This window comes from Spirosoma flavum, from assembly GCF_042686045.1.
Lineage (GTDB): Bacteria > Bacteroidota > Bacteroidia > Cytophagales > Spirosomataceae > Spirosoma > Spirosoma flavum.
The window spans coordinates 760,690-782,635 of the sequence record NZ_JBHUOM010000002.1 but is presented as its reverse complement, the minus strand read 5'-3'; the positions used below and the strand labels follow the sequence as shown (position 1 = coordinate 782,635).

The window sequence follows — 21,946 nt, the reverse complement described above, 5'->3', positions numbered from 1 at the left end:
TGGAGAATGTTTTTGTTGGCAGTCACACCTACGTCAATATTAAAAATATGTGCACTTTTTTGTTGAAAGGCGTACCACAGGTTTATATATAAAAAATAAAATCTATACGTACATAGAAATGAAGTTTTACATTGTTGATGTCTTTGCCACAAATAAATATGAGGGTAATCAGTTAGCCGTTTTTCTGGATTTGGATAATCAGCTTTCGGAAAAACAAATGCAACAAATTGCCAAAGAAATAAACTTTGCTGAAACAACTTTTATTAAAGAAGTTAAAAATCACCTACGATTCGTTGTCCGAATATTTACCCCGGAGCACGAAGTACCATTTGCGGGTCACCCTTCGCTGGGAACGAGCTACATAATAGCTAAATTTATCTTACCAGAAGCCCCTAATAAATTGACTCTGGAGCTAGCGCATAGCGACATAGAGATTTCAATTATAGAGCCAACTAATTTAGATAATAGTATTTTTTACATGCGCCAGGCACAACCTGAATTTAGGAACTCATTTACCAGAGAAGAGATCTCGGAAGGTCTGAAAATCGAACTCGATGATATAGATTCGGTACTGCCTATTCAGGAAATAAGCACGGGACTACCTTATATTATAATTCCACTCAAAAATTTAGCAGCTATTGACTCTCTTTTGCTTAACTATGAGTCATTTAAAGAATTCTTACTTGCCCAAAACAAGTACCGTACAAATAGTGCGACGGGCCACTCTACTTCCTTATTTTTCTTTACGAAAGAAACCTACGAATTAGGAAATACATACAACGCAAGAATGCTATTGATTGAAAATAGCCGACTTTCAGAAGATGCAGCAACGGGTAGTGCAAATGGTTGTTTCTTAGCTTATCTGCTACAGCATGAGAGCAGCGAAATTAAAGCAACAGTAGAACAGGGATTTCAAATGGGAAGAAAATCATACTTATATCTTGATGGAAAAGTAGAAAACGAAAATTATCAAATTAATGTGGGCGGACGCAACAAACTGGTTTCAGAAGGAACATGGTATGTATAGCGAATCTGAAATATGTAACCGACAGAAATGATTAATTCCTTAGGCTCGGAGCAGAATTGAGATTTTATTTTTTCTGCCGGTAAAGTGCAATTTGTATTCCTACTGCTATCGCCGTTAGTACACCTTGGGTGGCAAAAGAGATGATATGTAATTTTGCCAGCGCGAATGCTCCAACTACAATTACTGCCGTAGTAATGGCCAACACAACAGGGCGCTGGTAAAAGGGACGTTCCATAACTACTACGTTACAACAATCAGGATAGTTTTCTACTAATCCCTCAAAGGTAAGGGCTTTATGCTGATTAAAAGAAACTACTTTACTGATCAAACATCCACCAGTATATCTTAGGTAGTTTGATCAGGTGGGAAAGTGATGTCGCCCGACTCGCCGGCAGGATCAGCGATCAAAACCCGTATAGTGTCTGAGTCGGTTGGAGATAGTGCCTCAGTTATTTTACCAGTAGACAGGTAATCAATGACTTGCTGCTCAGTAACAAAAGTAAGGCTTTCCTGCTGAGTGTTGACGCCGGAAGCACCATCCATTTGCCCGGTATAAATGAACAGATCCATGACCTTAAAGTCTGTTGTCCTGACCATTACGCTCAAGTGATTTGCTCCCTCAGGCCTTGTGTTGCGCTGACTGTTTAGAATGGTATAATAGTTACCTTCATTTCCTGTGTTGTGGAGAAGCCAATTGTAAATTGTTTCCATGCAGTTATTTATAGGCTGTTGTTCTCAGCTTGGGTCCGGGTGGCAGAGCCTTTTTATATTAGACGGTTACATAACGACTTACAGAGAGAATGGCCCGTTGTAAATCATGCTGATTGGTAGGCTTTATCATACATTCTGCAGCCCCTAAATTTAGATACCCCTGTTGCTGGCCATCCATAAACTCTCCGGCTAACATAATAATAGGTAAAACTTGACAGCATTCGTGCTCCAGAATCTTGTTTAACCAGGCAGGCTCTTCATTCATTGGTATCAAACCATCCAGTAGCAAGACTGAAGGCTTACCCTCTATCAAACCGGGCCGGGCGAAAAACGCATCACCCGTTGCAAACCATTCTACCCGAAGGTGAGCAGCCCAACAACCAAACCCATATTGCCAATAGGCATAATCATCTTCATCTTCGGTTAGCAAGGCTACCCATTGCCAATTATCATTCATACTAGACAGCGTGATAGACTGATTTACAAAACATACTTATTTGTCAGTTAAAATGTTTTACGAAGCGATTTACTGGGATTGCGCGAACAGAAATACCCCTTAATCACCATCCAAAAACTGGAAATTTTTAAATTAGATACCACAAAACTGTTCGCGGTGTCAGTCTTCTTCCGTCTTCGGGTGATCTACTAACATCGCCATAAATTCGTCTTCCCCCAGTAGTGGCACATTGAGTTTTTTAGCTTTTTCAACCTTAGATGGACCCGCATTTTCGCCCACAATCAGGTAATTCAGTTTTTTAGAAATACCGCTGAGTAGTCTGCCTCCATTGGCTTCAATACGGGATTCAAGCTCTTCGCGACTGAAATTGGCGAATGTGCCCGTGTACAAAAACGTTTTCCCCGTCAGTGTGTCGCCTTCCTGCTCAACTACTTTTTTCTCACCAAAAAATTGCAATCCGGCCGCGCGAAGCCGCTCGACAAATTCACGATTATAGTCGTCGGCAAACCACGCGACTACACTCTCAGCAATGCGTGGTCCCATGTCGGGCACCAACAGTAGAGCTTCCTGACTGGCGTTCATAATACCATCCAGCGACCCAAAATAATCAGCGAGTCTTTCGGCGGTAGTATTCCCAACATACCGTATGCCCAGACCAAAAAGCACACTCGAAAGTGGCCGGGCTTTCGAGCGGTCAATAGCCGTCAGGATGTTCTCAACCGTTTTTTTCTGAAAACTGACAATTCTCTTTTTACCTGATTCCTCATTTATGAATATTTTCTCGATACCTAATAAATTATCCGCCGTCAGGCTATATAAGTCGGCGGGTGTCTGGACTAACCCTCGGTCAATGAGAAGTTCAATTTTACCCTCGCCAAGACTCTCAATATTCATGGCCCGGCGCTGGATAAAATGCTCAAATCGGGCCTGCCGCTGGGGTGGACAACCCCGCTCATTAGGACAATAAAAATTGGCTTCGCTTTCTTTCCGAACTAAGGGCGTTCCGCAGGCTGGACACGTTGTTGGGTAGATGATTGGCTGGCTCAGATCAGTCCGACGGCTCAAGTCAACATGTGTAATTTTTGGAATGATTTCGCCCCCTTTTTCCACAAATACCGTATCGTGCATCATAACGCCCAGCCGCTCAATTTCGTTGGCATTATGAAGCGAGGCCCGCTTTACAATTGTTCCGGCCAGTAACACGGGCGTTAGTAATGCAACGGGTGTAACGGCTCCCGTCCGGCCAACCTGATATTGAATCCCGTTTAAGACCGTACTGGCAGCCAGCGCCTTATATTTAAAGGCAATAGCCCAGCGCGGACTTTTGGCCGTGAAGCCCAAATCGCGCTGCTGGTCATACCGATTCACTTTAATAACGATGCCATCGGTGTTCAGCGGCAAGTCAAAACGATTGGTTTCCCATTCGTTGATATACTGCATGACCTCCCGAATATCAGCGCATTTACGCCAGGTTTGCGAGACGTTGAAGCCCCACTGCTTCATGGCAATTAAACTTTCCTCATGCGTCTGAAATATCTCGGGTTCCGATAGAAACGAGTACAGAAAACAGTCGAGCCGACGTTTGGCTACGGCTCCCGAATCCTGCTGTTTAAACGTACCTGATGCTGCATTGCGTGGATTAGCCAGCAATGCTTCCCCAATGTCATCCCGCTCTTTGTTGATGCGTTCAAACTCAACCAGTGGCAAAAACCCTTCGCCCCGTACTTCAAATAAGGGCGGTACATCAGTGGCATTGACCCGCAACGGAACCGTACGAATCGTACGGATATTGTTAGTAATATCGTCGCCCCGTACGCCATCACCCCGCGTTGCTCCCTGCACCAATACCCCATTTTCGTAGGTCATGCTAAGGGCCACACCATCGAATTTCAGTTCACATATATAGTCGTACTCTTGACCATTCAACCCTTTCTGAACACGCTTATCGAACTCCACAAGGTCTTCTTCAGAATACGTGTTCCCCAGAGAAAGCATTGGAAAACGGTGGTAAACGGTACTAAACTCCTTACTAATCGTGCCGCCCACACGGGCGGTAGGCGAATCGGGCTGGCGAAAATCGGGATATCGCGTTTCTAAATCACCTAATTCGGCCAGTAGTTTATCAAATGTGAAGTCATCTATCTCCGAAATACTATTCTGGTAGTACTGATGATTATACTGGTTCAGTTGGTTAGTTAGTTCAGCAATGCGTTCCTGGGGATTCATAATATACGTCTCAATAGTTAGATAATAGTCGCCATTGATGGGCTGACCTTAGTCTTTTTACCAATTGCTCAAAACTTCATTCGTTCTACACAGGCAACATAGGTATTGTTTCTTCGTTCATCCAAAAAAAGGTACTTTTACGGGATAAAAAAAGTGGTGAGTTAATAGTAATCAATCAATAACCGATTGTTTTTACGAATGACGATACTCACACGCATTGACTACCTCCTGACGCCCATTGCCTTATAGTCTATGACACAGCCTCTCATTGCTCCTTCGCTGCTCGCGGCCGACTTTGCTAATCTGCAACGCGATCTGGAACTGATTAACCGGAGTGAGGCTGATTATCTCCATTTCGATGTGATGGATGGCGTCTTTGTCCCAAATATCTCGTTTGGATTTCCTCTCCTCGATGCCGTCCGGCGACATTGTCAAAAACCGTTGGATGTGCACTTGATGATCACTGAACCCGACCGTTACATCGACGCTTTTGCCAAAGGGGGAGCTGCCACTATTCACGTTCATTATGAGGCCTGTACGCATTTGCACCGTACCCTGACGCGCATTCGCGAGCTGGGTTGCCGGGCGGGCGTAGCGCTCAATCCGCATACACCCATTAGCGGTCTGGTCGATGTGCTGGAACAACTTGACGTTATTTTAATAATGTCTGTAAATCCAGGATTCGGGGGTCAATCGTTTATACCACATACCATTCAAAAAATTAGGGGGCTGAAGCAATTGCTGGTCGCTAACCAGTGCCCGGCTCTTATTGAGGTCGATGGCGGTGTTGGCATGGCTAATGCGCAGGCATTGCTTACTGCCGGAACCGATGTACTGGTAGCAGGTAATTCTGTTTTTGGGGCTGACGACCCACTGAATGCAATTCATCAGCTAAAAAATAGTCGCCAGCCAATGGTGGCCTGACTTGTTCCGTAACCCTCAATCTAATTGACCTGGAATCAATTCCATGAAGAAAACCTATCTGGCTGGCTTATTAAGTGCTTTGTTACTGACAACGGCCTGCCGCAATACCCAAACGGACCAAACAGAAACTTCGGCCACCGATACGACTACGCTGGCGGCTCCCCCCGCCCCCGATTGGGCTAAAAATGCTACTATTTACGAAGTCAATACGCGTCTGTTCTCAAGCGAGGGAACCTTCGAAGCGGTGGAAACTGAGCTGCCCCGCCTGAAAGAAATGGGCGTGGATATTATTTGGTTGATGCCGATTTACCCAATCAGTCAGAAAAACAAAAAAGGAACACTGGGTAGTCCGTACGCCGTTGCTGACTACAAAAATGTAAACCCTGATTATGGTACGCTGGCCGATTTAAAATCGCTTGTAAACCGGGCGCATGCCCTGGGGTTACGAATCATTCTGGACTGGGTACCAAATCACACGGGCTGGGACCACATCTGGGTGACGCAACACCCCGACTGGTATACAAAGATAAATGGCAAGATGACGACTCCTGTCGATCCTAAAACCGGTAAACCTACCGATTGGAGCGACGTGGCTGATTTGAATTACAGCAATCCTGCTATGCGTAAGGGTATGATTGATGCCATGACGTATTGGGTAAAGGAATGTGGCATTGACGGCTACCGCTGCGATGTAGCTGGCTTTGTGCCGAATGATTTCTGGGCCGAAGTCCGCCCACAGCTAGACAAAATCAAAACGGTTTTTATGCTTTCGGAGTGGGAAGATGAACCCGACCAGTTTAAGAGTTGCTTTAATATGAACTACGGCTGGAGTATGCACACCATGATGAAAGCCGTTGCTAAAGGTGCCCGAACGGCTGACAAAATCGACTCTCTGCGCGAAGCCAACCAAAAACGATTTCCGATTTGGTATTATCAAATGATGTTTACGCAAAATCATGACGAAAACACACATAATGGTACGCTGACAGAATCATTTGGTCCGGCAGCGGATGCGTTTGTCGTACTGAGCAGCACGCTTGAAGGGATGCCACTGGTTTATAATGGCATGGAAGCTAACTTGGATAAACGGCTGGCCTTTTTCGAGAAAGATACGATTGTCTGGGGAAATTACGCCAAGAGCGATTTTTACAAAACCCTGCTGACGCTTAAACACCGCAATCGCGCGCTATGGAACGGGATGGCGGGTGGTAAGGCGATAAAAATTCCGACTGACCACGACGACTCTATCTATGCCTTTTACCGACAGCGCGACAATGACCGCATTACAGTCGTATTGAACCTGAGCGATAAACAGCAGACGGTTCGGCTAACGGGCGACGGCTTCGCTGGAACCTATACGGAAGTGTTCACCCATCAACCGGTGGAGATGAAGCCGGAAATGATTGTAACGTTAAGGCCCTGGGAGTACCGGGTAATGACGAATTAGAAATCGGCTTTTAGGTATTCAACGCCACTAGGCTACTTTTCTGCCATTTATCCATTTGTCAGCCAGTGTTTTTTTCAATAGGATTTGCTGCCTACATTAGAGGTTATAGAGCGTTTAATCTTATGCATTCGCAACGTTTCCTTTTCTTAATTAGTCTTTTACTTATCTCCTTCGGCGGGTTCGCGCAACCAACCGGAGGTCGCCCAGCTTCTATTAGTCCAACCGATCAGACCAATCGCGGGCTAGCAGACTCGCAACGACGAACCGTTGGCTCTGTGCAATGGGCCAGCCGGGTCGTTGGTGTATCGTCAGAAAAAAAAGGCGAAACGTACGGCGAGCAATACAAAGCCTCTCAAGCCCTGGGCCGCCCCAGTAAATTACCTGAAACTGGCGAAAGTCCCTGCGCCTGGGCTCCCTTATATGCCGATGGTACCGCCGACGAATGGATTCAGGTTGGCTTTGCGAAACCCATGCGTGCCCGGCAGGTTATTGTGGCCGAGAATGTAAATCCGGGGGCAATTGTGAAAGTAATTATCATAGACGAGAAAGGGGTTGAACACGCTGTCTATGAAGCAACAAGCACTCAGCCGAGACCCGATCCGCTCCTGCGTATTTTCCCCAAAGATTCGGCGTTCTTATGTCAGCAAATAAAAGTTGTGATTAACGGAGCTGCTCTAAAGGGACTCAACCAAATTGATGCTATTGGTATTTCGGAAGAGACGCAGCCCGTTTCGGTGAGCATCATCGTTTCGAAAGAAACACCTAAAGAAATTAAGAAAGAAAACCTCGGAAAAACGGTCAATTCGACAGGGCAGGAAGTGGCTCCGGTTATCTCACCCGACGGTCGGACGCTCTATTTTACCCGCAATTTCAATAAAGCAAATATGGGTTCGCCCGACCGGCAGGATGTCTGGTTCTCAACTCTTGAATCGGGCGCAGGAGGTACTCCACCTGGCTGGAGCGAGGCCGTCAATATTGGGGCACCCATTAACAACACCGGCGACAATGCCATTAGCGGCATGGCTACCGATGGGCGGACGGCTTATCTTATCAACGTGTACCGACCCGATGGCGGAATGTCATTCGGCATTTCTAAATCCATACGCACCAAAACCGGCTGGTCGCAGCCGGTCGAATGCAAAATTGCCAATAACTATAACCTGCACGAAAAAAATCAGCTGGAGTTTTGTGTCTCGCCCGATGGCCGGGCCATTATTCTTGCCGTTCAGCGAAAAGACACACGCGGTGATCGTGACCTCTATGTCTCGGTACAAAAGGCCGATAATAGCTGGTTGGAGCCCGTGTCTTTAGGCGGAGTTGTTAACACAGCCGACTTTGAAAGTTCACCCTTTCTGGCCGCCGATGGCCGAACCCTTTACTTTACGTCCGCTGGCCATCCAGGATACGGCAATGGCGATATTTTTGTATCGCGTCGGCTTGATGATTCCTGGGGAAACTGGAGTGAGCCCGAAAACCTCGGCCCCGCTATTAACACGGATGAATGGGACGGCTATTTCACGATTCCCGCTTCCGGCGATTATGCCTATCTGAGTTCGCGGGCCGGTTCATTGGGCGAAGACGATATTTTTCGGTTGAAACTTTACCCGGCCATAAAGCCTGACCCCGTAGCTATCATATCAGGACAGGTACTCGATTCGAAAACCAAAAAACCTATCTCGGCAGATGTGACATCGAGTGTATTTGGTGATCACAAAAACATATCGAAAGTAGAGTACAACCCCGAAACAGGCGAGTATAAACTAATTTTACCGACCCTAAAAACATACAGCCTAACAGCCAGTAAAGAAGGCTATTTCCCGACTACCGAAACGATCGACTTAAGCAAAGACAAGCGTTTTCGCGACATTAAGAAGAATTTGTATCTGGTAAAGATTGAGACTGGTCAGAAAATAATTATGCGCGAAGTTCTGTTCCAGCAAAGCCAGTTTGCGCTCTTGCCGGGTGCCGATACGGAGCTGGATAGAATGGTAGGAATGCTGAAAAACTTTCCTGAGATGGAACTGCTTGTTGAGGGCCATACTGACAATCAGGGCGATTGGGAGCCGAATATGAAGCTTGCCGAAGACCGGGTTCGGGTGGTAAAAGAGTATCTGCTGGCCAAAGGAATTGATCCTAAGCGGATCCAAACAAAGGCGTGGGGACCAAGTAAACCCATTGCCAGTAATGAAACCGAAGAGAAGCGTAAGCTGAACCGTCGGGTAGAATTCACCATCCTAAAATTGTAAAACCGGCAGGGAGTGACTTACCTTTGCGCCCAAATGCCGCATTCACCCACCCCTGACCGCATGATGAACGATAACCGTTCTGGTTTATTTGCCCAGTTAAGTTCTCCGCGCTTACTCATTTTTCTGATTCTGATTCTGGCGCTTGGACTTCGGCTCTACAAATCCAGCGTTCATGGTCTCTATCTCGACGAAAAATTTACCCTAGTCAATACACAGGGTGTGTCGCTGGAAGGGTTCAACCAGCACGATGTGTTCTTTACATCCGGTAAGACGTATTTCACACCTAAAGAATTCTGGAAAGAGAAACCGCTAAAGGATTACATTCGGGCTATTATTCAAACCGACATAGGCAACAGCCCGTCGCACTATGCCTTACTCTGGGCCTGGATTGAGCTTTTCGGACTGAGCGACCTTTCCATCCGAATGCCGTCAATTATTTTCAGCACATTAATTGTCGGGGTTGTCTTTCTGCTGGTTCGCCGGTATTTACGCTCGGAATCGCTTGCGCTGCTTTGTGCCTTTCTAACCGCCATTGAGCCGTTTTTTATTGCCTACAGTCATATGGCCCGCAACTACTGCATGACCATATTTATGACATTGCTGGGCACCTATCTTTTTCTGCGCATTCTTGACCGACGAAAATTGCGTTCTCCAACGGCAGGTAAACAACCAATCGGCTTGTACATCGGCTATGGATTATCATTCGCTATTGCCACGCTGGGGCACTACTTAGCCATCACTATTTTCATGTGTCATGGTCTTTATCTGCTGCTGTTTAATCGTGATCTAAAAACATATATCGGCCTGGGGTTAAGTTACATTGCGGGTGCGGTTGGCCTGATTATTCCCTGGTTCGTGTTTGGCGGAGGAAAATATACGTTTCAAACACTGGCTTACCAAGCCAAGCTATATGGCGGGCTAGCCCTGACCAATCCTTACAACAATGGTTTCGGTATTATTTTACCGGCTACCATTGCCAATGTTGTTAAGAAGTCGATTCCGGTTTTAGCCGATTTATTTATGTTCTCCAATGGCTTGTCGTCCGACACACTGGCGTTCAGAAATTTGGTAATTGCCTTCGCCCTCGGCTGCGTAGCGGTAGCTGTGGTTCACCGATTCGGACGGGGGCGGGCGGTCCCTACGTGGGTAAGTGTGATAGTGCCGGTGCTGCTGATCGTTGGTTTCGCCGTGTATTCGGTTCCGTCGGCCCGGTTGATAGTGGCTGCTGCGGTGCCCTTACTCTATTATCTACTTTATCAGGCATTTGCGGGTTATAGAGATCGTTCGGAACGACAGTTTCTGTTTCTGCTCGTTTTGATGACTACCGTTCCAACGATGTTTCTGATTGCGATTGCGTTTCGGAACGGCCACACATATGGCATTACGCAACGATATTCCGGCTTCTCATTTCCGTACGCACTGATTCTGGTCGGTCTGACAATTCGCCAGGTGTTCCGGCAACCAACGTACCTTCGACTGACACTAGTGGCTGTATTATTGATACAAAGTTATTACATTGGTGAATTACTGTACCGGATTTACGAAGATCAGGCTCCTAAATACACCTACTACGGACATTATCGAATCGAAAATCCGTACAATACGGCTGCTGAACGCATCAAAAAGTTATACGTTCCGGGTGATACAGTTCTCTATCCGTCTGCTCGAACGGCTCCGCGCGATGAGGTTGAAAATACGTATACCCGCCACTCAATTATTGACGCGCAATACACCAATCTGTACTTACCCAAAGACGCGACCTATTATCAACGGATGGATACCACCCAGACCGACCGAATTATTCTGGTAAAAGGTAAGTCAGGGCAGCGAACGACCATTTTTGACTTTGAAGGCACCAAATACCGGTATTGATTGTGACCACTGAACAGCTAACAACTAACAACAGCCAACAATCCGGTCAGCCGTCACTAACCCAACGGCAACTACCCGGATTCGCCTGGGTGTTGCTGGTGATACCAATACTTATCTTCGGACTGGTTTGGCAACAATATGCAGTTAATATTCCTAAATGGGACGACCACGCTCTACGGGCCTTTTTGTTCTATTCAGACCAGGACCCAACGTTTACGGGCAAAATCTATCAGCTTTTCAAGCAACACAATGAACACCGGATTGTATATGACCGCCTTATTACAACGCTTGATTACTGGTTGTTCGGCAAACTCAATTATGTTCACCTAATGCTGGTTGGCAACCTAAGTCTGGTTGGGTTGTTGGTGGTCTTTATGGCTGTGTTGCGTCGGTCTCAGCCAGGCAGGGCCAGCCAATCGGTGATGTACGCATTGCCAATCGCCTTGCTCCTTTTCAATCTATCGCAGTGGGAAAATATGTTTTGGGGTATGGCTTCCCTGCAAAATTTCTCGGTCGTGCTGTGGGTAATCGCTGCTTTTTACTTCTTAAGTTATACAAATAAATGGGGGTTGGCTTTTGTGGCCGGTGTGCTGGCAACTTTAACCAGCGGCAATGGTCTGATGGTATGGCCAATTGGTTTTGTGTTGATTGCATTGCAGCTAACCCGCTATCGGTCAAGCAGTAAAAACCGTATCTACCGCCCAATGATAGGTTGGTTAGTTGGTGCAGTTGTCGTTATAGGTTTATACTTTACTGGCTTCGAAAAACCGGGAGGTATCGCTTACGTTAGACCGAGTGCAGTTGATTTGTTAAAAGGCTGGTTTGCCGTTGTTGGTGCAGCCGCCGAAGCAGTACCAAGTAGCTCTCCTCTTCGTAACAGCATCCTGCTAGGTGGCTTACTTATACTACTAACGTTGGGTATTATCATTTGGAGTTTTCTGGCAAACCGATTGCTCCTTGGTCAACAAATCAGAAATTTATTCCAGCCAAAAACGGCTATCGCCGAAACTAAGGGAACAATTTCGTCTATCACCCTATTTTTTTGGGGCTGTGCAGGGTTCATTCTGGGAACAGCAGCCGTAGTAGCGTGGGCACGCACCGGATTTGGCATAGATTTATTGATTACAAGTCGGTACAAAATGTATTCGCTCACCGGACTATCGCTCCTGTATCTGTATGTCGTTGTGAGTCTGAACGACCGCGCAGGGCGTTGGTGGATGATTGGTAGTATAGTAAGCAGTCTGGTATTCGCAGGACTTTCTTATTTCTCCTTCCTGGACGAAACGATCTGGTGGCGTCACTGGCTGACGACAAATCAATTTAACTGGACACACCCAACCAACCGCCCTATATTTTCTTCGGATTCTGTCTCGCAACGCTATAACCCGGCAACTCCGGCATTTTATGATGCTGCCTTACCAACTATTTACGGCCCCGCTCAGCAACCGGCGGTTTCCTTGATAGTGACCAAAATATCGGGTGGGTTTTCTTTACAGAATACAACATTGCCTGCCCAGGGATTGGGGGACGCAGGCAACTATCTGTTAGCCCGGTCGTCCAAACGAACATATTTATTTCCTGTCTGGCAAAATCAGCAGTCAATTGCTATGGCACGCTTTATGCCGATCAACTTATTTACAGCCGGGTTCAAAGGCAGCTTACTATTGGCCGAGTTGGACGCAGGTATGTACCAAATGTTCGTTCTGACCGTTTCAACTAAGAAAACCTACGACCTGTACCCAACGAATCAAACCATCGTATCGGCAGGCCCGCCCGCTGCGACAACCGTTAAAAACTGGTAAATCCAGTTAGTAAAATTAGTTATCAGTAAATTAAATAGACCGTTGGTTCACAATCAAAGTCATTCGCCCAATTCGTTCAACCCGTCATCTATGCCAACGTCTGCTTCCGTACGCCCAGCGCTGAACCACCTTCAGCAGTTAGACGGTATCCGGTTCATTGCCGTTGGCATGGTCTTATTCGATCACTGGATGGTTGGTCGCATCGAATTGCCGCTAGGCGCGTTAGGCGTTACCATTTTCTTCGTCCTAAGTGGTTTTCTCATCACCCGCATCCTGCTGTCGAGCAAAGACAAACTGAGTAACCAACCAAACGGAGGCATAGGTAAGTACCTCAAAACGTTCTATATCCGCCGAACCCTGCGTATTTTCCCCATTTACTACCTGACGCTGTTCATTCTATATCTCGTCAATGAGCCGCCCGTGCGCCGAACAATCGGCTGGCTGGCCCTCTATGCTACCAACCTATACATGGCCCGCCACGTTAGCTGGATGGGTACAGTTGATCACCTTTGGTCACTGGCGGTGGAGGAACAGGTCTATTTATTTTTTCCGTTGCTTCTGTTTTTTGTACCGCGTCGGTGGGTTCCGCTAACGGCGGGCCTGATGATTATTGGGAGTGTTGCGCTGCGGTATGTACTTTATCAGGCCCGGATGCCGTGGTTCATTGGATATGTAACAATGCCCGCCTGCCTGGACTCGTTTGGCCTGGGAGCCATTATGGCTTTCTGGTGGCTGTATGAGCGGGAGCGATTCGGAAACGTATTTTCGCGAACCCGCTGGCTCTGGATAAGCATTGCTTTATTTATTATTGTTACTACTCTAACGAAAGTACTGCCTGCTATTCCCGACTCCAGAGGTTGGGCCGGACACCATAATATCATGTCTGATGTGTGGGAGAGACTGGCCGCTTCATTTATCGGTTTCTTTCTCATTGGCCGAGCGGTTATCGGGTTTAAAGGCCCTATGAAGTGGATACTCGAAAACCCCGTTAGTCAGTACATGGGGCGCATAAGCTACGGGCTGTATCTTTTCCACAACTTTGTTTTCAATGTTTTTCACACGCAGCCAACGCATTTTACTGTACGGGCCTGGCGACGACTTTCCGAAATGATGCCATTTCTGAACAGTTCCTATTTCTTCCAGTTCTCATTTTATCTGGCCCTGACTGTCGCGCTGGCAACAATTTCCTGGTTTTTGATTGAGAAGCCGGTTAATAATCTTAAAGATCGGTTTTCGTATTGACATATAGTCAACCCCACCTCACTCAACGGGTCATGTTCGTTTGCCGCTCCGTAAGGTCCTGTCTAGTTTGGGCATTTACCCACTAACAATTTCCTATATTTGCAAGTCTTTAGTAGATGTATAGTAAACTACCCGGATGGCACCAACAGTAAACTGAAAGGTCGACCAACCAATTGATTGTTCCCTGTACCAACCGTATTACTTATACATTAATCAGTATTCACTATTTATCCGAGTATGAGTCTCCTGCTGTCAATTGTAATGCCGGCTTACAACGAAGAAGAAGTTATCGAAACTGTTGTCAAGCAGTGGACTGATTTGTTGACCCGCCAGTTTCCTGCCGAAAACACCCGTTTGATTGTCGTTAACGACGGTTCCCGTGATAAAACAGGTGCCATCTTAGATCAAATAAAAGGTCGATATCCAAAACTTATGGTCGTGCATCAGCCTAACGGTGGACATGGTGACGCCGTAGCAAATGGCTATCGGCAGGCCGTTGCACTAGATTCAGAATACATATTCCAGACCGATAGTGACGACCAGTTTGTTGCCGACGACTTTAAAAAACTATGGGATAAACGGTATGAATCGCCGTTTATTCTGGGCTATCGTGAAGAACGCTACGACGCTCCGGCTCGGTTGCTCATTACTCGGATTCTTCGTCTGAGCATCGCCTTCATTTACGGAACATACATAATGGATAGTAATATTCCATTCCGCTTAATCAGAGGCACATTCCTTCGTAAACTGCTGGCGCAACTACCCAACCCAACCCCTTTTGCCCCCAATATTTTTCTGGCCGTTATGGCTAAGAAAGCAGGCTTCAATACCTTCGATATCCCTATTACGCATAAAGAACGTCTAACGGGTACCGTCTCAATTTTGAAGTGGAAACTACTCAAGGTGTGTATTCAAAGTTTTAAAGAACTGGCGCAATTCCGCTTCGAGTTGAGTGGTAAAGTAAAAGCTTTAAAAAAACAAGAGCCCGTAACGGCATAATTTGATTCCGACTCACGAATTAGACTGTGCCGTTGATTGCTGACGCCGAAAATAGTACTCCTTAATTCGTAAAGCTCAACTTATGAAGTATAAATATGTCATTATCGGCTCCGGTCCAACGGGTCTTGGAGCGGCTTATCGCCTGAAAGAATTAGGGATTACCGACTTCATCATTTTAGAAAAAGAAAATCGTATCGGTGGCCTGTCGAAGAGCTTTGTGGATGAAAAAGGGTTCACCTGGGATGTGGGTGGTCACGTACAGTTTTCGCATTACAAGTACTTCGACGACCTGATGCTGAAAGCCCTGGGCGAAGATGGCTGGCTTAGTCACCAACGCGAATCGTGGGTCTGGATTGAAAACCGCTTTGTGCCGTATCCGTTTCAGAACAACATTAAATATCTAACGCCCGAAACAATGTGGAAATGCCTTGAAGGCATCATCCAAAATTATAAATTCCCAACTAACCAGAAACCCGCTAATTTCCGCGAGTGGATTCTGGGAACCTTCGGAACAGGACTAGCAGAAACGTTCATGTTTCCATATAACTTTAAAGTATGGGCCTTCCCGCCCGAAGATATGAACGCGGTTTGGGTAGGTGAACGTGTGGCTGTCACTGACTTGCAACGGGTCACTAAAAATATCATCTTCAATCAGGATGATTTCTCCTGGGGACCAAACAGCACATTTAAATTTCCGAAACAAGGTGGAACAGGCGGTATCTGGGAAGCTGTTGGCGACCTTGTTGGCCGTGAGTACGTAAAATTGAATGCTACGGTTGACAAGGTAATAGGGCCGGATAAGAAAATTATCTTGGCCGATGGCGAGGAAGTTGAGTACGACTATTTAATGAGTACGGTGCCCCTCGACCTATTTACACAAAAGGTAGAAGGGCTGGATTCAGAAACGGTGCAAATGGCGCAGGGTCTGAAGCACTCTTCAACCAACGTGGTTGGTGTTGGTCTGAAAGGCAAGCCTAAACCCAGCCTGGAAACGATGTGCTGGATGTATTTTCCAGAATATAACAGCCCTTATTACCGGGTGACGGTATTCTCCAATTATAGTCCCAACAACGTTCCCGACATAACTCAAAACTGGTCGTTGATGACCGAAACGAGTGAATCTTCGGCTAAGCCTGTCAACCGCGAAACGTTGATTGACGACACGATTCGTGCGCTGATTGAAGACAAGCTCATTGAGTCAGCCAACGATGTAGTTTCGACTTTTCATATGGCATTTGACTATGGCTATCCCACGCCATCTGTTGAACGCGATGCTATTTTGAAAGCAGTTCTACCTAAGTTGGAGCCGTTTGGCATTTACTCAAGGGGCCGGTTTGGTGCCTGGAAATATGAGGTTAGTAATCAGGATCACTCGCTGATGCAGGGAGTCGAATGGGCAAACCGGGTAGCCGCTAATGTTCCTGAATTAACAATGCCCTTCCCAGAAACAGCCAACGCGATGTGGGGGAAATAGGGTAAAGTCTATAAGTGATTAAGTAGCAAGTGGCTGACGCGGGATAATTATCTACTCGTCAGCCACTTATCACTTACTACGTATACATATCTATGAATAAGCGTCTCTGGATTGGGGTCGGTGCGGTAATTCTGCTTATAAGTGGCTGGCTTGGGTATCACCAGTTATTCCCGGTAAGCCGTACCGTTGGGTCGTTGGTGCCGTCGGGTGCTTTGCTGGTACTAGCCAGCGACCGACTACAGGACACCGTTTCTGCACGGGTGTTGCGTACGCAGATATCGCTTCGGCAGTTACCCATATTCGATGAAGCCCGCCAGAAACTTGACCGGTTCCTGTATTCAACTGCTGATTCAGCTACGGTCCTGAAGTTTGTTTCAGGCCGAAACATTCGATATTCACTCCACTCCATTTCCAAAACGACGCTTGATTTCATTTTCTACGTTCCAATTACCGCCAACGATCAGGTTTTTCTAAATCGGTTGACTAATCCCGATCCACGCCAGTATCGTGTGCTCAATCATACGTTTGCAGGCGAAAAGATTCTTGATTTAGTAGCCAGAGGAAATGAGCCGGTTGGTTCATTCATCCTGACAGACAACTTTCTAGTGGGCAGCGTGTCGGGTATTCTAATCGAAAATGTCGCAAAACGAATGCACCAGTCTCTAAAACTAACGTTGGCGGAGCCTGATTTCCACGTAGATGGCGATCACTTAGCCGGATTATCGGTGCGGCCCGAAGTGCTCCAGTCACTCTTTAGCAACGTTGGGTCATTAGTCCGGCTATTTCTGCCCGAAGAATTAAATCTTCAATTTCGGCAGTCGGCTTCCCGCTCTCACCTAATCGGGTATGCCGTTGACCAGATTGGCGGTCGGCGGGATGTAGCGGCTTTATTTGCCAACCAGGCACCCCGACGCATTCAGCATGCGTATCTGATTCCACAATCAACTGCCACCCTTTACCATATTGGCATCAGCGATGCAGCCCGTTTTGGCCAGTCACTCAGCAACTTATTGGGTTCTGCTTCCAGCGATTTTCTGCGCGAACGCTTTAATCAGATAAAGTCTGAAACTAAACCTCTGTATCAATCATTAGGCAGTGATATTCTATTATGTCGGTTGGAATCACCGACGGGCTCCTTACGGCAAATTTTAATTCTGACAGCTCAGGACGGAAAACAACTTGCAAACGCCTATCAACAGGTAGCTTATCGGTCGGGGGCTCAACGAGTCGCTTCGCCAAAAAGCTATTTGGGCCACAAGATATTGTTACTCAACGTACCTGAGTTGCCCGCATCGCTCTTTAGCAGCCTTTTTTCGGGCTTTTCGCAAAGCTGGATAACGCAGCATGGCTCTTCTCTGATTGTTGCCAACAGCGAAGATGCTATGCAGGATTATTTACAACAGGTACAGCGCGGAGCGGTCTGGACAGCCGACGAACGTCAGGCAGAGTTGTTGAACACAACCCTCCGCCCGGCCAATTTCACCGCGTTTGCCCGGTTGAATCGGGAACAAACAAACGTACTTACAAGTTGGCCACTGGCCTGGCAAAACCTACTCGCTCAGCCTGACCCGGCAACGGGTAGCCCTGCGTTGGCAAACCTGGAAAATATGGCGTATCAGGCCAGCTATGGTAACGAAAATATCCAATCGACGGTGGTTCTGGGACGTACCACCCGTCGGGCCAGCAGTGCCGTGCTCAATAAGTTACTATTGCAGAAGAAAACTGAGTTTAACGCACCCCTAATTTCAGCACCCATTGTAACGGGTACGTTAAGTGACAATTCAGCTCAGTTTTATGCCCAGAATAATGCCGGGCAGTTTGTTTTAGTAACTCCCGAAGGCGACAAACTGGTACAGAACAACACCGACGGACCCATTCGCAGTAATGCCTTAGGCGCAGATTTCCTAAATAATGGCCGGTTGCAATACCTGTTCATGACCGACCGAACTTTGTACATTGCCGACCCTGTACGCATCAGAAAAGAAGTGGCTCTCCAGGCCATTCCACTGCCAAAGGGAATAGACGTATCCTTTCTGGCTCGGCCACGTGGGAGCCAACAACGGAATATGGTGGCGCTGGTTGCCCATAAAGACGGCCATATTTACGCCCTCGACCGCCAGCGCCGAACCTTTGTACGATTGATGACGGCTCCGCACAAAGGCCCGTTACAGCTTCCTTTTCAGGTAATAGTTACGCCGACAGGTATGGATATTTTGGGTATACAAGCGGACGGAACGCTGAATCACTGGCGTGAGAATGGTACTCAATATCCTCACTTTCCCACTCAAATTGAGCGTACCAATGAAGAAGAACCCGAAATTCGTTTCGTTAGTCCAGCTCTCTTGCCACCCGGACAAGCGCAAATTCGGGCTATTACCGACGAAGGTCAATTGCTTACGTTAAACGCAAATGGTCTGATTGCCAAGCGTACCCAATTGTACCGACCCGTTCGGAATGGTTCATTCGGACTGTTTCCCGATGAAGATCAAACAAACTGGTTACTCCTTCGTACGACGGATACTGAAATATCCGTGCTGGACCAGCAGGGACAACGACGGTTTGATGTACGGGCCTTGCAGTCAGGACGGAACAATGTTCGCTACCACCGACTCGGTGCAGGTATAGAGTTGATTAGTGTTAAATCGGGCGGTTTCACGATGCTTTACGACCTGAACGGCCACATTGTAAACGACCGCCCTATTCCGAGTGATTTTCCGGTAGCCTTGCAGTTTGATGAACGTACGAATGAATTATATATTCTCAGTGGCGCACAACAGGCCGTGCAATTATTCAGTATTCGATTAAGGTAAATAAATAAAGGTTTTGCCTCGGTAAATCCTACGCCTTATACCTCACTATCTATGCGCGTCGTTCGCTATATAATTTTAGCCGTTACCCTCGTTCTGTGGGGCGGTGGCCTGTCGAGTACGGTATTACACTGGCTCTATGAGTCCGGTATCATTGTTGATGACTATCGGTTTGGCGACTTGTACCGACTTTCCGCTTTACCTCAGTTCAAGCAGGCAAAACAGGTTTGTTCTCCACCAGTGGCGCGGCATTCCGAACGGTCGAGTGATACTGCTTCCACTCATCTTTACATCATCGGCGATAGTTTTTCGGAACCAGAGCGCCTTACAGAAACAGACTTTCGAGTGAGTCATTTCCAACGCGTGGCCTGGGATTATCAGCAACGGGTGCAACTCGATCCAACTAAACGGAACATACTACTAATCGAATCGGTAGAACGACACGTCCGTGAACACTTCGCCCGACCCATCAATGAATTCGTTGTTGAGACCGATACCAGTCGAACCCCCACAGTACGGCAACCACTGCGCCAGCGACTGAGTAATGAATTTCATCGGAGTGATATGGAAGAACGGCTCGAATCGGCTTTATTCAGCCGCGATTGGGCTTTTTGGTTCAAAGAATTGAAAGCAAGTCTGACCCTGACTTGGTTTGACCGGGAAAACACAAGTGTTAGTCTGTCGAAAGATCATAAGCAGCTATTCCTGCGTAGCGATACCGATACAACCAAAACGATGAATTCGTCTTTCGCCAACCTGACCGATAAAGAAGTCACTATACTGGTGGATAGTGTTAATGCCGTAGCGGAGCGCTATCAGCGGCTTGGTTTCGACGCTGTTTATTTGTCTCTCATTCCCAACAAAGCCAGTATTCTGGAACCTGACCGGGGCGCATACAACCACCTGATCGAACGGGTTCAGGCGAACCCAAAATTGCGGGTGCCAACCATCAACACCTATGAAGCCTACAAAACCAGTTCCCTATCACCTTATTTGAAAAGTGATACCCACTGGACGTGTGAAGGCCGAAAGCTATGGCTTGATCTGGTGAGCCAGAAAATTCAGATTTAAGCGAATAGGTACGGTATGTAAGGTTTTGAAGTAGACTAGAGATCTGATTTGAGTTCCGTCTCCTCAACCAACCTCACCTGACCTACGACAAATATGGCAGATACGGTTCTAGCTTGCCCGTATCCCGGAAAGCTGTAACCTGATGCAACTGGCTATTGTAGGCATCGTAGCGGAGTTCGACGTAGAAATCGCGGAGATTGTATAGCAGAAAAATGTTCTCGCCCTCGTAGCGATTAGCGAGAATGTCACCCGTGAAGTAAAGTGTGTCGAGTTGCTGATCGGCAGGAAGGCTGGTAAAATCGGTCGGTTGCATAGGCATATGGGGTTGACAAGCGAAATAAGCAAAAGTCGGGCGACTCACCAAATGAGTCGCCCGACTTTATATATCACAACAAAAACACCACTAGAATACAAGTAAAACACTATGTCAACTAAAGCGCTACGATACAGCACACTTGTACAAGCATCTATTTAAGTTTAACCATAAAATTTTTTAGCTGATTTTTACTTCCCGTCCCGTCCGGGCAGCCTCGTAAATTGCTTCTACAATTTTAATATCACGTAGCCCTTCTTCACCCGGTGCCAGCATCGGCTTTTTGTTCATAATCGCTTCGGCATCGTCATCCATTTGCTTCGTCTGCTGCCAGGGCACTTCGTAGGGATGCTCAATTTTACCGCCCCCACTCCAAAGTCCCTTTTGGCCGTTGTAGGCGGAATAAGGCTCCATCACCAAGGTACCTTTGCTTCCCGTTACGTTTAGAAAGTTCATATTCATGCCGTAGCTCGTCTGAACGGCTGCCCGCGCTCCGCTCGGAAAAATAAGCTGAGCCATTGTCGTTTCGTCAAGCCCATTTTTATACACCTCGGGCCGGGCAGTATACTGCTGCGCCGTGACCGCAATGGGTTCTTCACCCGTGGCTAATCGTGCGCCCTGCAACACATACACGCCCATATCGTACATGACGCCACCACCCATTTCTTTCTTCTGTTTCCAGTGCGTTGTTCGGTTGTCGTTGTACCCCGCCGAACAACTTACCATCTGGATCTTCCCGATTTTTCCATCCCGAAGCGCTTTGACATATTCCTGCGTATTTGGTTCATGCTGAAGCCGATACCCAACTGCCAGAGACACTTTATTTTTTGCACAGGCATCAATCATATTCTGGCATTCCTTCGCCGTCACAGCCATCGGTTTTTCCACCCAGACGTGTTTACCCATTTTTGCCGCACGTACTACATATTCCTCGTGCATAGAGGGCGGTAGTACCACATAGATCACATCAATATCGGGGTTACTGGCAATTTGGTCGAAGGTTTGGTACGAATAGATATTCTTATCCGGTATATTGTACTGTTTCTTCCACTTTTCGGCCTTTTCGGGCGTGCCGGTTACGATACCAGCGAGGTAACAATTTTTGGTTTTTTGCAGGGCCGGGGCCAGCAGATCGGTGCTGTAATAGCCTAAGCCAACCAGCGCAACGCCTAGTTTATCTTTGGCAGGCTTAGTAGCAGACCATAGCGTATTGGGAGATAGTGTTGCGGCTACGCCAGTAAGCGCCGTTGTATGCAGGAAAGTTCTGCGGGAAGTCATGGGTATCGAGTTTTAGGTTTTAGGTACTCAACCTACAAACTTCAACTGAT

Annotated in this window: 17 protein-coding genes; 11 read left to right on the top strand and 6 right to left on the bottom strand. The window is 47.1% G+C overall.

What is annotated here, in order from left to right; genetic code table 11:
• Window positions 1-118: 118 nt before the first annotated feature.
• A complete protein-coding gene (locus ACFS25_RS08800) occupies window positions 119-1,027 on the top strand; it encodes a PhzF family phenazine biosynthesis protein (protein ID WP_381498799.1) in 909 nt (302 codons plus the stop codon).
• Window positions 1,028-1,091: 64 nt separating this feature from the next.
• Here ACFS25_RS08800 and ACFS25_RS08795 read toward each other — a convergent pair whose 3' ends face one another.
• From ACFS25_RS08795 to ligA, 4 genes are all read right to left on the bottom strand, one after another.
• Window positions 1,092-1,262 (bottom strand): hypothetical protein, encoded by a 171-nt coding sequence (locus ACFS25_RS08795; RefSeq protein WP_381498796.1) that lies wholly within the window; start codon window positions 1,260-1,262, stop codon window positions 1,092-1,094.
• 110 nt (window positions 1,263-1,372) lie between these two features.
• Window positions 1,373-1,738 (bottom strand): hypothetical protein, encoded by a 366-nt coding sequence (locus ACFS25_RS08790; protein WP_381498793.1) that lies wholly within the window; start codon window positions 1,736-1,738, stop codon window positions 1,373-1,375.
• Between the two features lie 58 nt (window positions 1,739-1,796).
• Window positions 1,797-2,195 (bottom strand): PleD family two-component system response regulator, encoded by a 399-nt coding sequence (locus tag ACFS25_RS08785; protein WP_381498791.1) that lies wholly within the window; start codon window positions 2,193-2,195, stop codon window positions 1,797-1,799.
• A 159-nt stretch (window positions 2,196-2,354) separates the two neighbouring features.
• Window positions 2,355-4,421: an NAD-dependent DNA ligase LigA gene (gene ligA, locus ACFS25_RS08780; protein ID WP_381498788.1), complete on the bottom strand. Its 2,067-nt coding sequence runs from the start codon at window positions 4,419-4,421 to the stop codon at window positions 2,355-2,357.
• Window positions 4,422-4,673: 252 nt separating this feature from the next.
• On the opposite strand from ligA, the gene rpe reads away from it, so the two are divergent.
• The 10 genes from rpe (at window position 4,674) to ACFS25_RS08730 (ending at window position 20,305) form a co-directional block, all read left to right on the top strand.
• Complete coding sequence (rpe, locus tag ACFS25_RS08775) at window positions 4,674-5,345, top strand: ribulose-phosphate 3-epimerase (RefSeq protein WP_381498785.1); 672 nt, start codon at window positions 4,674-4,676, stop codon at window positions 5,343-5,345.
• A 43-nt stretch (window positions 5,346-5,388) separates the two neighbouring features.
• Window positions 5,389-6,792, top strand: a complete 1,404-nt coding sequence (locus ACFS25_RS08770; protein ID WP_381498781.1) for an alpha-amylase family glycosyl hydrolase — start codon at window positions 5,389-5,391, stop codon at window positions 6,790-6,792.
• 122 nt (window positions 6,793-6,914) lie between these two features.
• Complete coding sequence (locus ACFS25_RS08765; protein WP_381498779.1) at window positions 6,915-9,038, top strand: OmpA family protein; 2,124 nt, start codon at window positions 6,915-6,917, stop codon at window positions 9,036-9,038.
• A 33-nt stretch (window positions 9,039-9,071) separates the two neighbouring features.
• Window positions 9,072-10,910 (top strand): glycosyltransferase family 39 protein, encoded by a 1,839-nt coding sequence (locus ACFS25_RS08760; RefSeq protein ID WP_381498776.1) that lies wholly within the window; start codon window positions 9,072-9,074, stop codon window positions 10,908-10,910.
• 2 nt (window positions 10,911-10,912) lie between these two features.
• A complete protein-coding gene (locus ACFS25_RS08755; RefSeq protein ID WP_381498773.1) occupies window positions 10,913-12,712 on the top strand; it encodes a hypothetical protein in 1,800 nt (599 codons plus the stop codon).
• 90 nt (window positions 12,713-12,802) lie between these two features.
• Window positions 12,803-13,954 carry an acyltransferase family protein gene (locus tag ACFS25_RS08750; RefSeq protein WP_381498771.1) on the top strand — a complete coding sequence of 384 codons (1,152 nt, stop codon included), beginning with the start codon at window positions 12,803-12,805 and terminating at the stop codon, window positions 13,952-13,954.
• A 237-nt stretch (window positions 13,955-14,191) separates the two neighbouring features.
• Complete coding sequence (locus tag ACFS25_RS08745; RefSeq protein ID WP_381498768.1) at window positions 14,192-14,953, top strand: glycosyltransferase family 2 protein; 762 nt, start codon at window positions 14,192-14,194, stop codon at window positions 14,951-14,953.
• 82 nt (window positions 14,954-15,035) lie between these two features.
• Window positions 15,036-16,427: a protoporphyrinogen/coproporphyrinogen oxidase gene (locus ACFS25_RS08740; protein WP_381498765.1), complete on the top strand. Its 1,392-nt coding sequence runs from the start codon at window positions 15,036-15,038 to the stop codon at window positions 16,425-16,427.
• A gap of 92 nt (window positions 16,428-16,519) precedes the next feature.
• Window positions 16,520-19,237, top strand: coding sequence for a hypothetical protein (locus tag ACFS25_RS08735; RefSeq protein WP_381498762.1), 2,718 nt, complete (start codon window positions 16,520-16,522; stop codon window positions 19,235-19,237).
• A gap of 51 nt (window positions 19,238-19,288) precedes the next feature.
• Window positions 19,289-20,305 (top strand): hypothetical protein, encoded by a 1,017-nt coding sequence (locus ACFS25_RS08730; protein ID WP_381498761.1) that lies wholly within the window; start codon window positions 19,289-19,291, stop codon window positions 20,303-20,305.
• Window positions 20,306-20,387: 82 nt separating this feature from the next.
• Here the strand turns inward: ACFS25_RS08730 and ACFS25_RS08725 are convergent, their stop codons facing one another.
• Together ACFS25_RS08725 and ACFS25_RS08720 are read right to left on the bottom strand one after the other, a co-directional pair.
• Entirely contained in the window at window positions 20,388-20,618 is a 231-nt protein-coding gene (locus ACFS25_RS08725; protein ID WP_381498758.1) for a hypothetical protein, read from the bottom strand.
• A gap of 180 nt (window positions 20,619-20,798) precedes the next feature.
• On the bottom strand, window positions 20,799-21,896 hold the full coding sequence (locus tag ACFS25_RS08720; protein WP_381498755.1) for a Gfo/Idh/MocA family protein: 1,098 nt from the start codon (window positions 21,894-21,896) through the stop codon (window positions 20,799-20,801).
• Window positions 21,897-21,946: the final 50 nt, after the last annotated feature.

What these genes read in the sequence shown, in the direction of transcription:
- ACFS25_RS08720 (WP_381498755.1), bottom strand. Translation starts at nt 21,896, where the DNA reads ATGACTTCCCGCAGAACTTTCCTGCATACAACGGCGCTTACTGGCGTA.
- ACFS25_RS08800 (WP_381498799.1), top strand. Translation starts at nt 119, where the DNA reads ATGAAGTTTTACATTGTTGATGTCTTTGCCACAAATAAATATGAGGGT.
- ACFS25_RS08760 (WP_381498776.1), top strand. Translation starts at nt 9,072, where the DNA reads ATGCCGCATTCACCCACCCCTGACCGCATGATGAACGATAACCGTTCT.
- rpe (WP_381498785.1), top strand. Translation starts at nt 4,674, where the DNA reads ATGACACAGCCTCTCATTGCTCCTTCGCTGCTCGCGGCCGACTTTGCT.
- ACFS25_RS08740 (WP_381498765.1), top strand. Translation starts at nt 15,036, where the DNA reads ATGAAGTATAAATATGTCATTATCGGCTCCGGTCCAACGGGTCTTGGA.
- ACFS25_RS08725 (WP_381498758.1), bottom strand. Translation starts at nt 20,618, where the DNA reads ATGCAACCGACCGATTTTACCAGCCTTCCTGCCGATCAGCAACTCGAC.
- ACFS25_RS08770 (WP_381498781.1), top strand. Translation starts at nt 5,389, where the DNA reads ATGAAGAAAACCTATCTGGCTGGCTTATTAAGTGCTTTGTTACTGACA.
- ACFS25_RS08765 (WP_381498779.1), top strand. Translation starts at nt 6,915, where the DNA reads ATGCATTCGCAACGTTTCCTTTTCTTAATTAGTCTTTTACTTATCTCC.
- ACFS25_RS08790 (WP_381498793.1), bottom strand. Translation starts at nt 1,738, where the DNA reads ATGGAAACAATTTACAATTGGCTTCTCCACAACACAGGAAATGAAGGT.
- ACFS25_RS08795 (WP_381498796.1), bottom strand. Translation starts at nt 1,262, where the DNA reads ATGGAACGTCCCTTTTACCAGCGCCCTGTTGTGTTGGCCATTACTACG.
- ACFS25_RS08750 (WP_381498771.1), top strand. Translation starts at nt 12,803, where the DNA reads ATGCCAACGTCTGCTTCCGTACGCCCAGCGCTGAACCACCTTCAGCAG.
- ACFS25_RS08785 (WP_381498791.1), bottom strand. Translation starts at nt 2,195, where the DNA reads ATGAATGATAATTGGCAATGGGTAGCCTTGCTAACCGAAGATGAAGAT.
- ACFS25_RS08745 (WP_381498768.1), top strand. Translation starts at nt 14,192, where the DNA reads ATGAGTCTCCTGCTGTCAATTGTAATGCCGGCTTACAACGAAGAAGAA.
- ligA (WP_381498788.1), bottom strand. Translation starts at nt 4,421, where the DNA reads ATGAATCCCCAGGAACGCATTGCTGAACTAACTAACCAACTGAACCAG.
- ACFS25_RS08735 (WP_381498762.1), top strand. Translation starts at nt 16,520, where the DNA reads ATGAATAAGCGTCTCTGGATTGGGGTCGGTGCGGTAATTCTGCTTATA.
- ACFS25_RS08730 (WP_381498761.1), top strand. Translation starts at nt 19,289, where the DNA reads ATGCGCGTCGTTCGCTATATAATTTTAGCCGTTACCCTCGTTCTGTGG.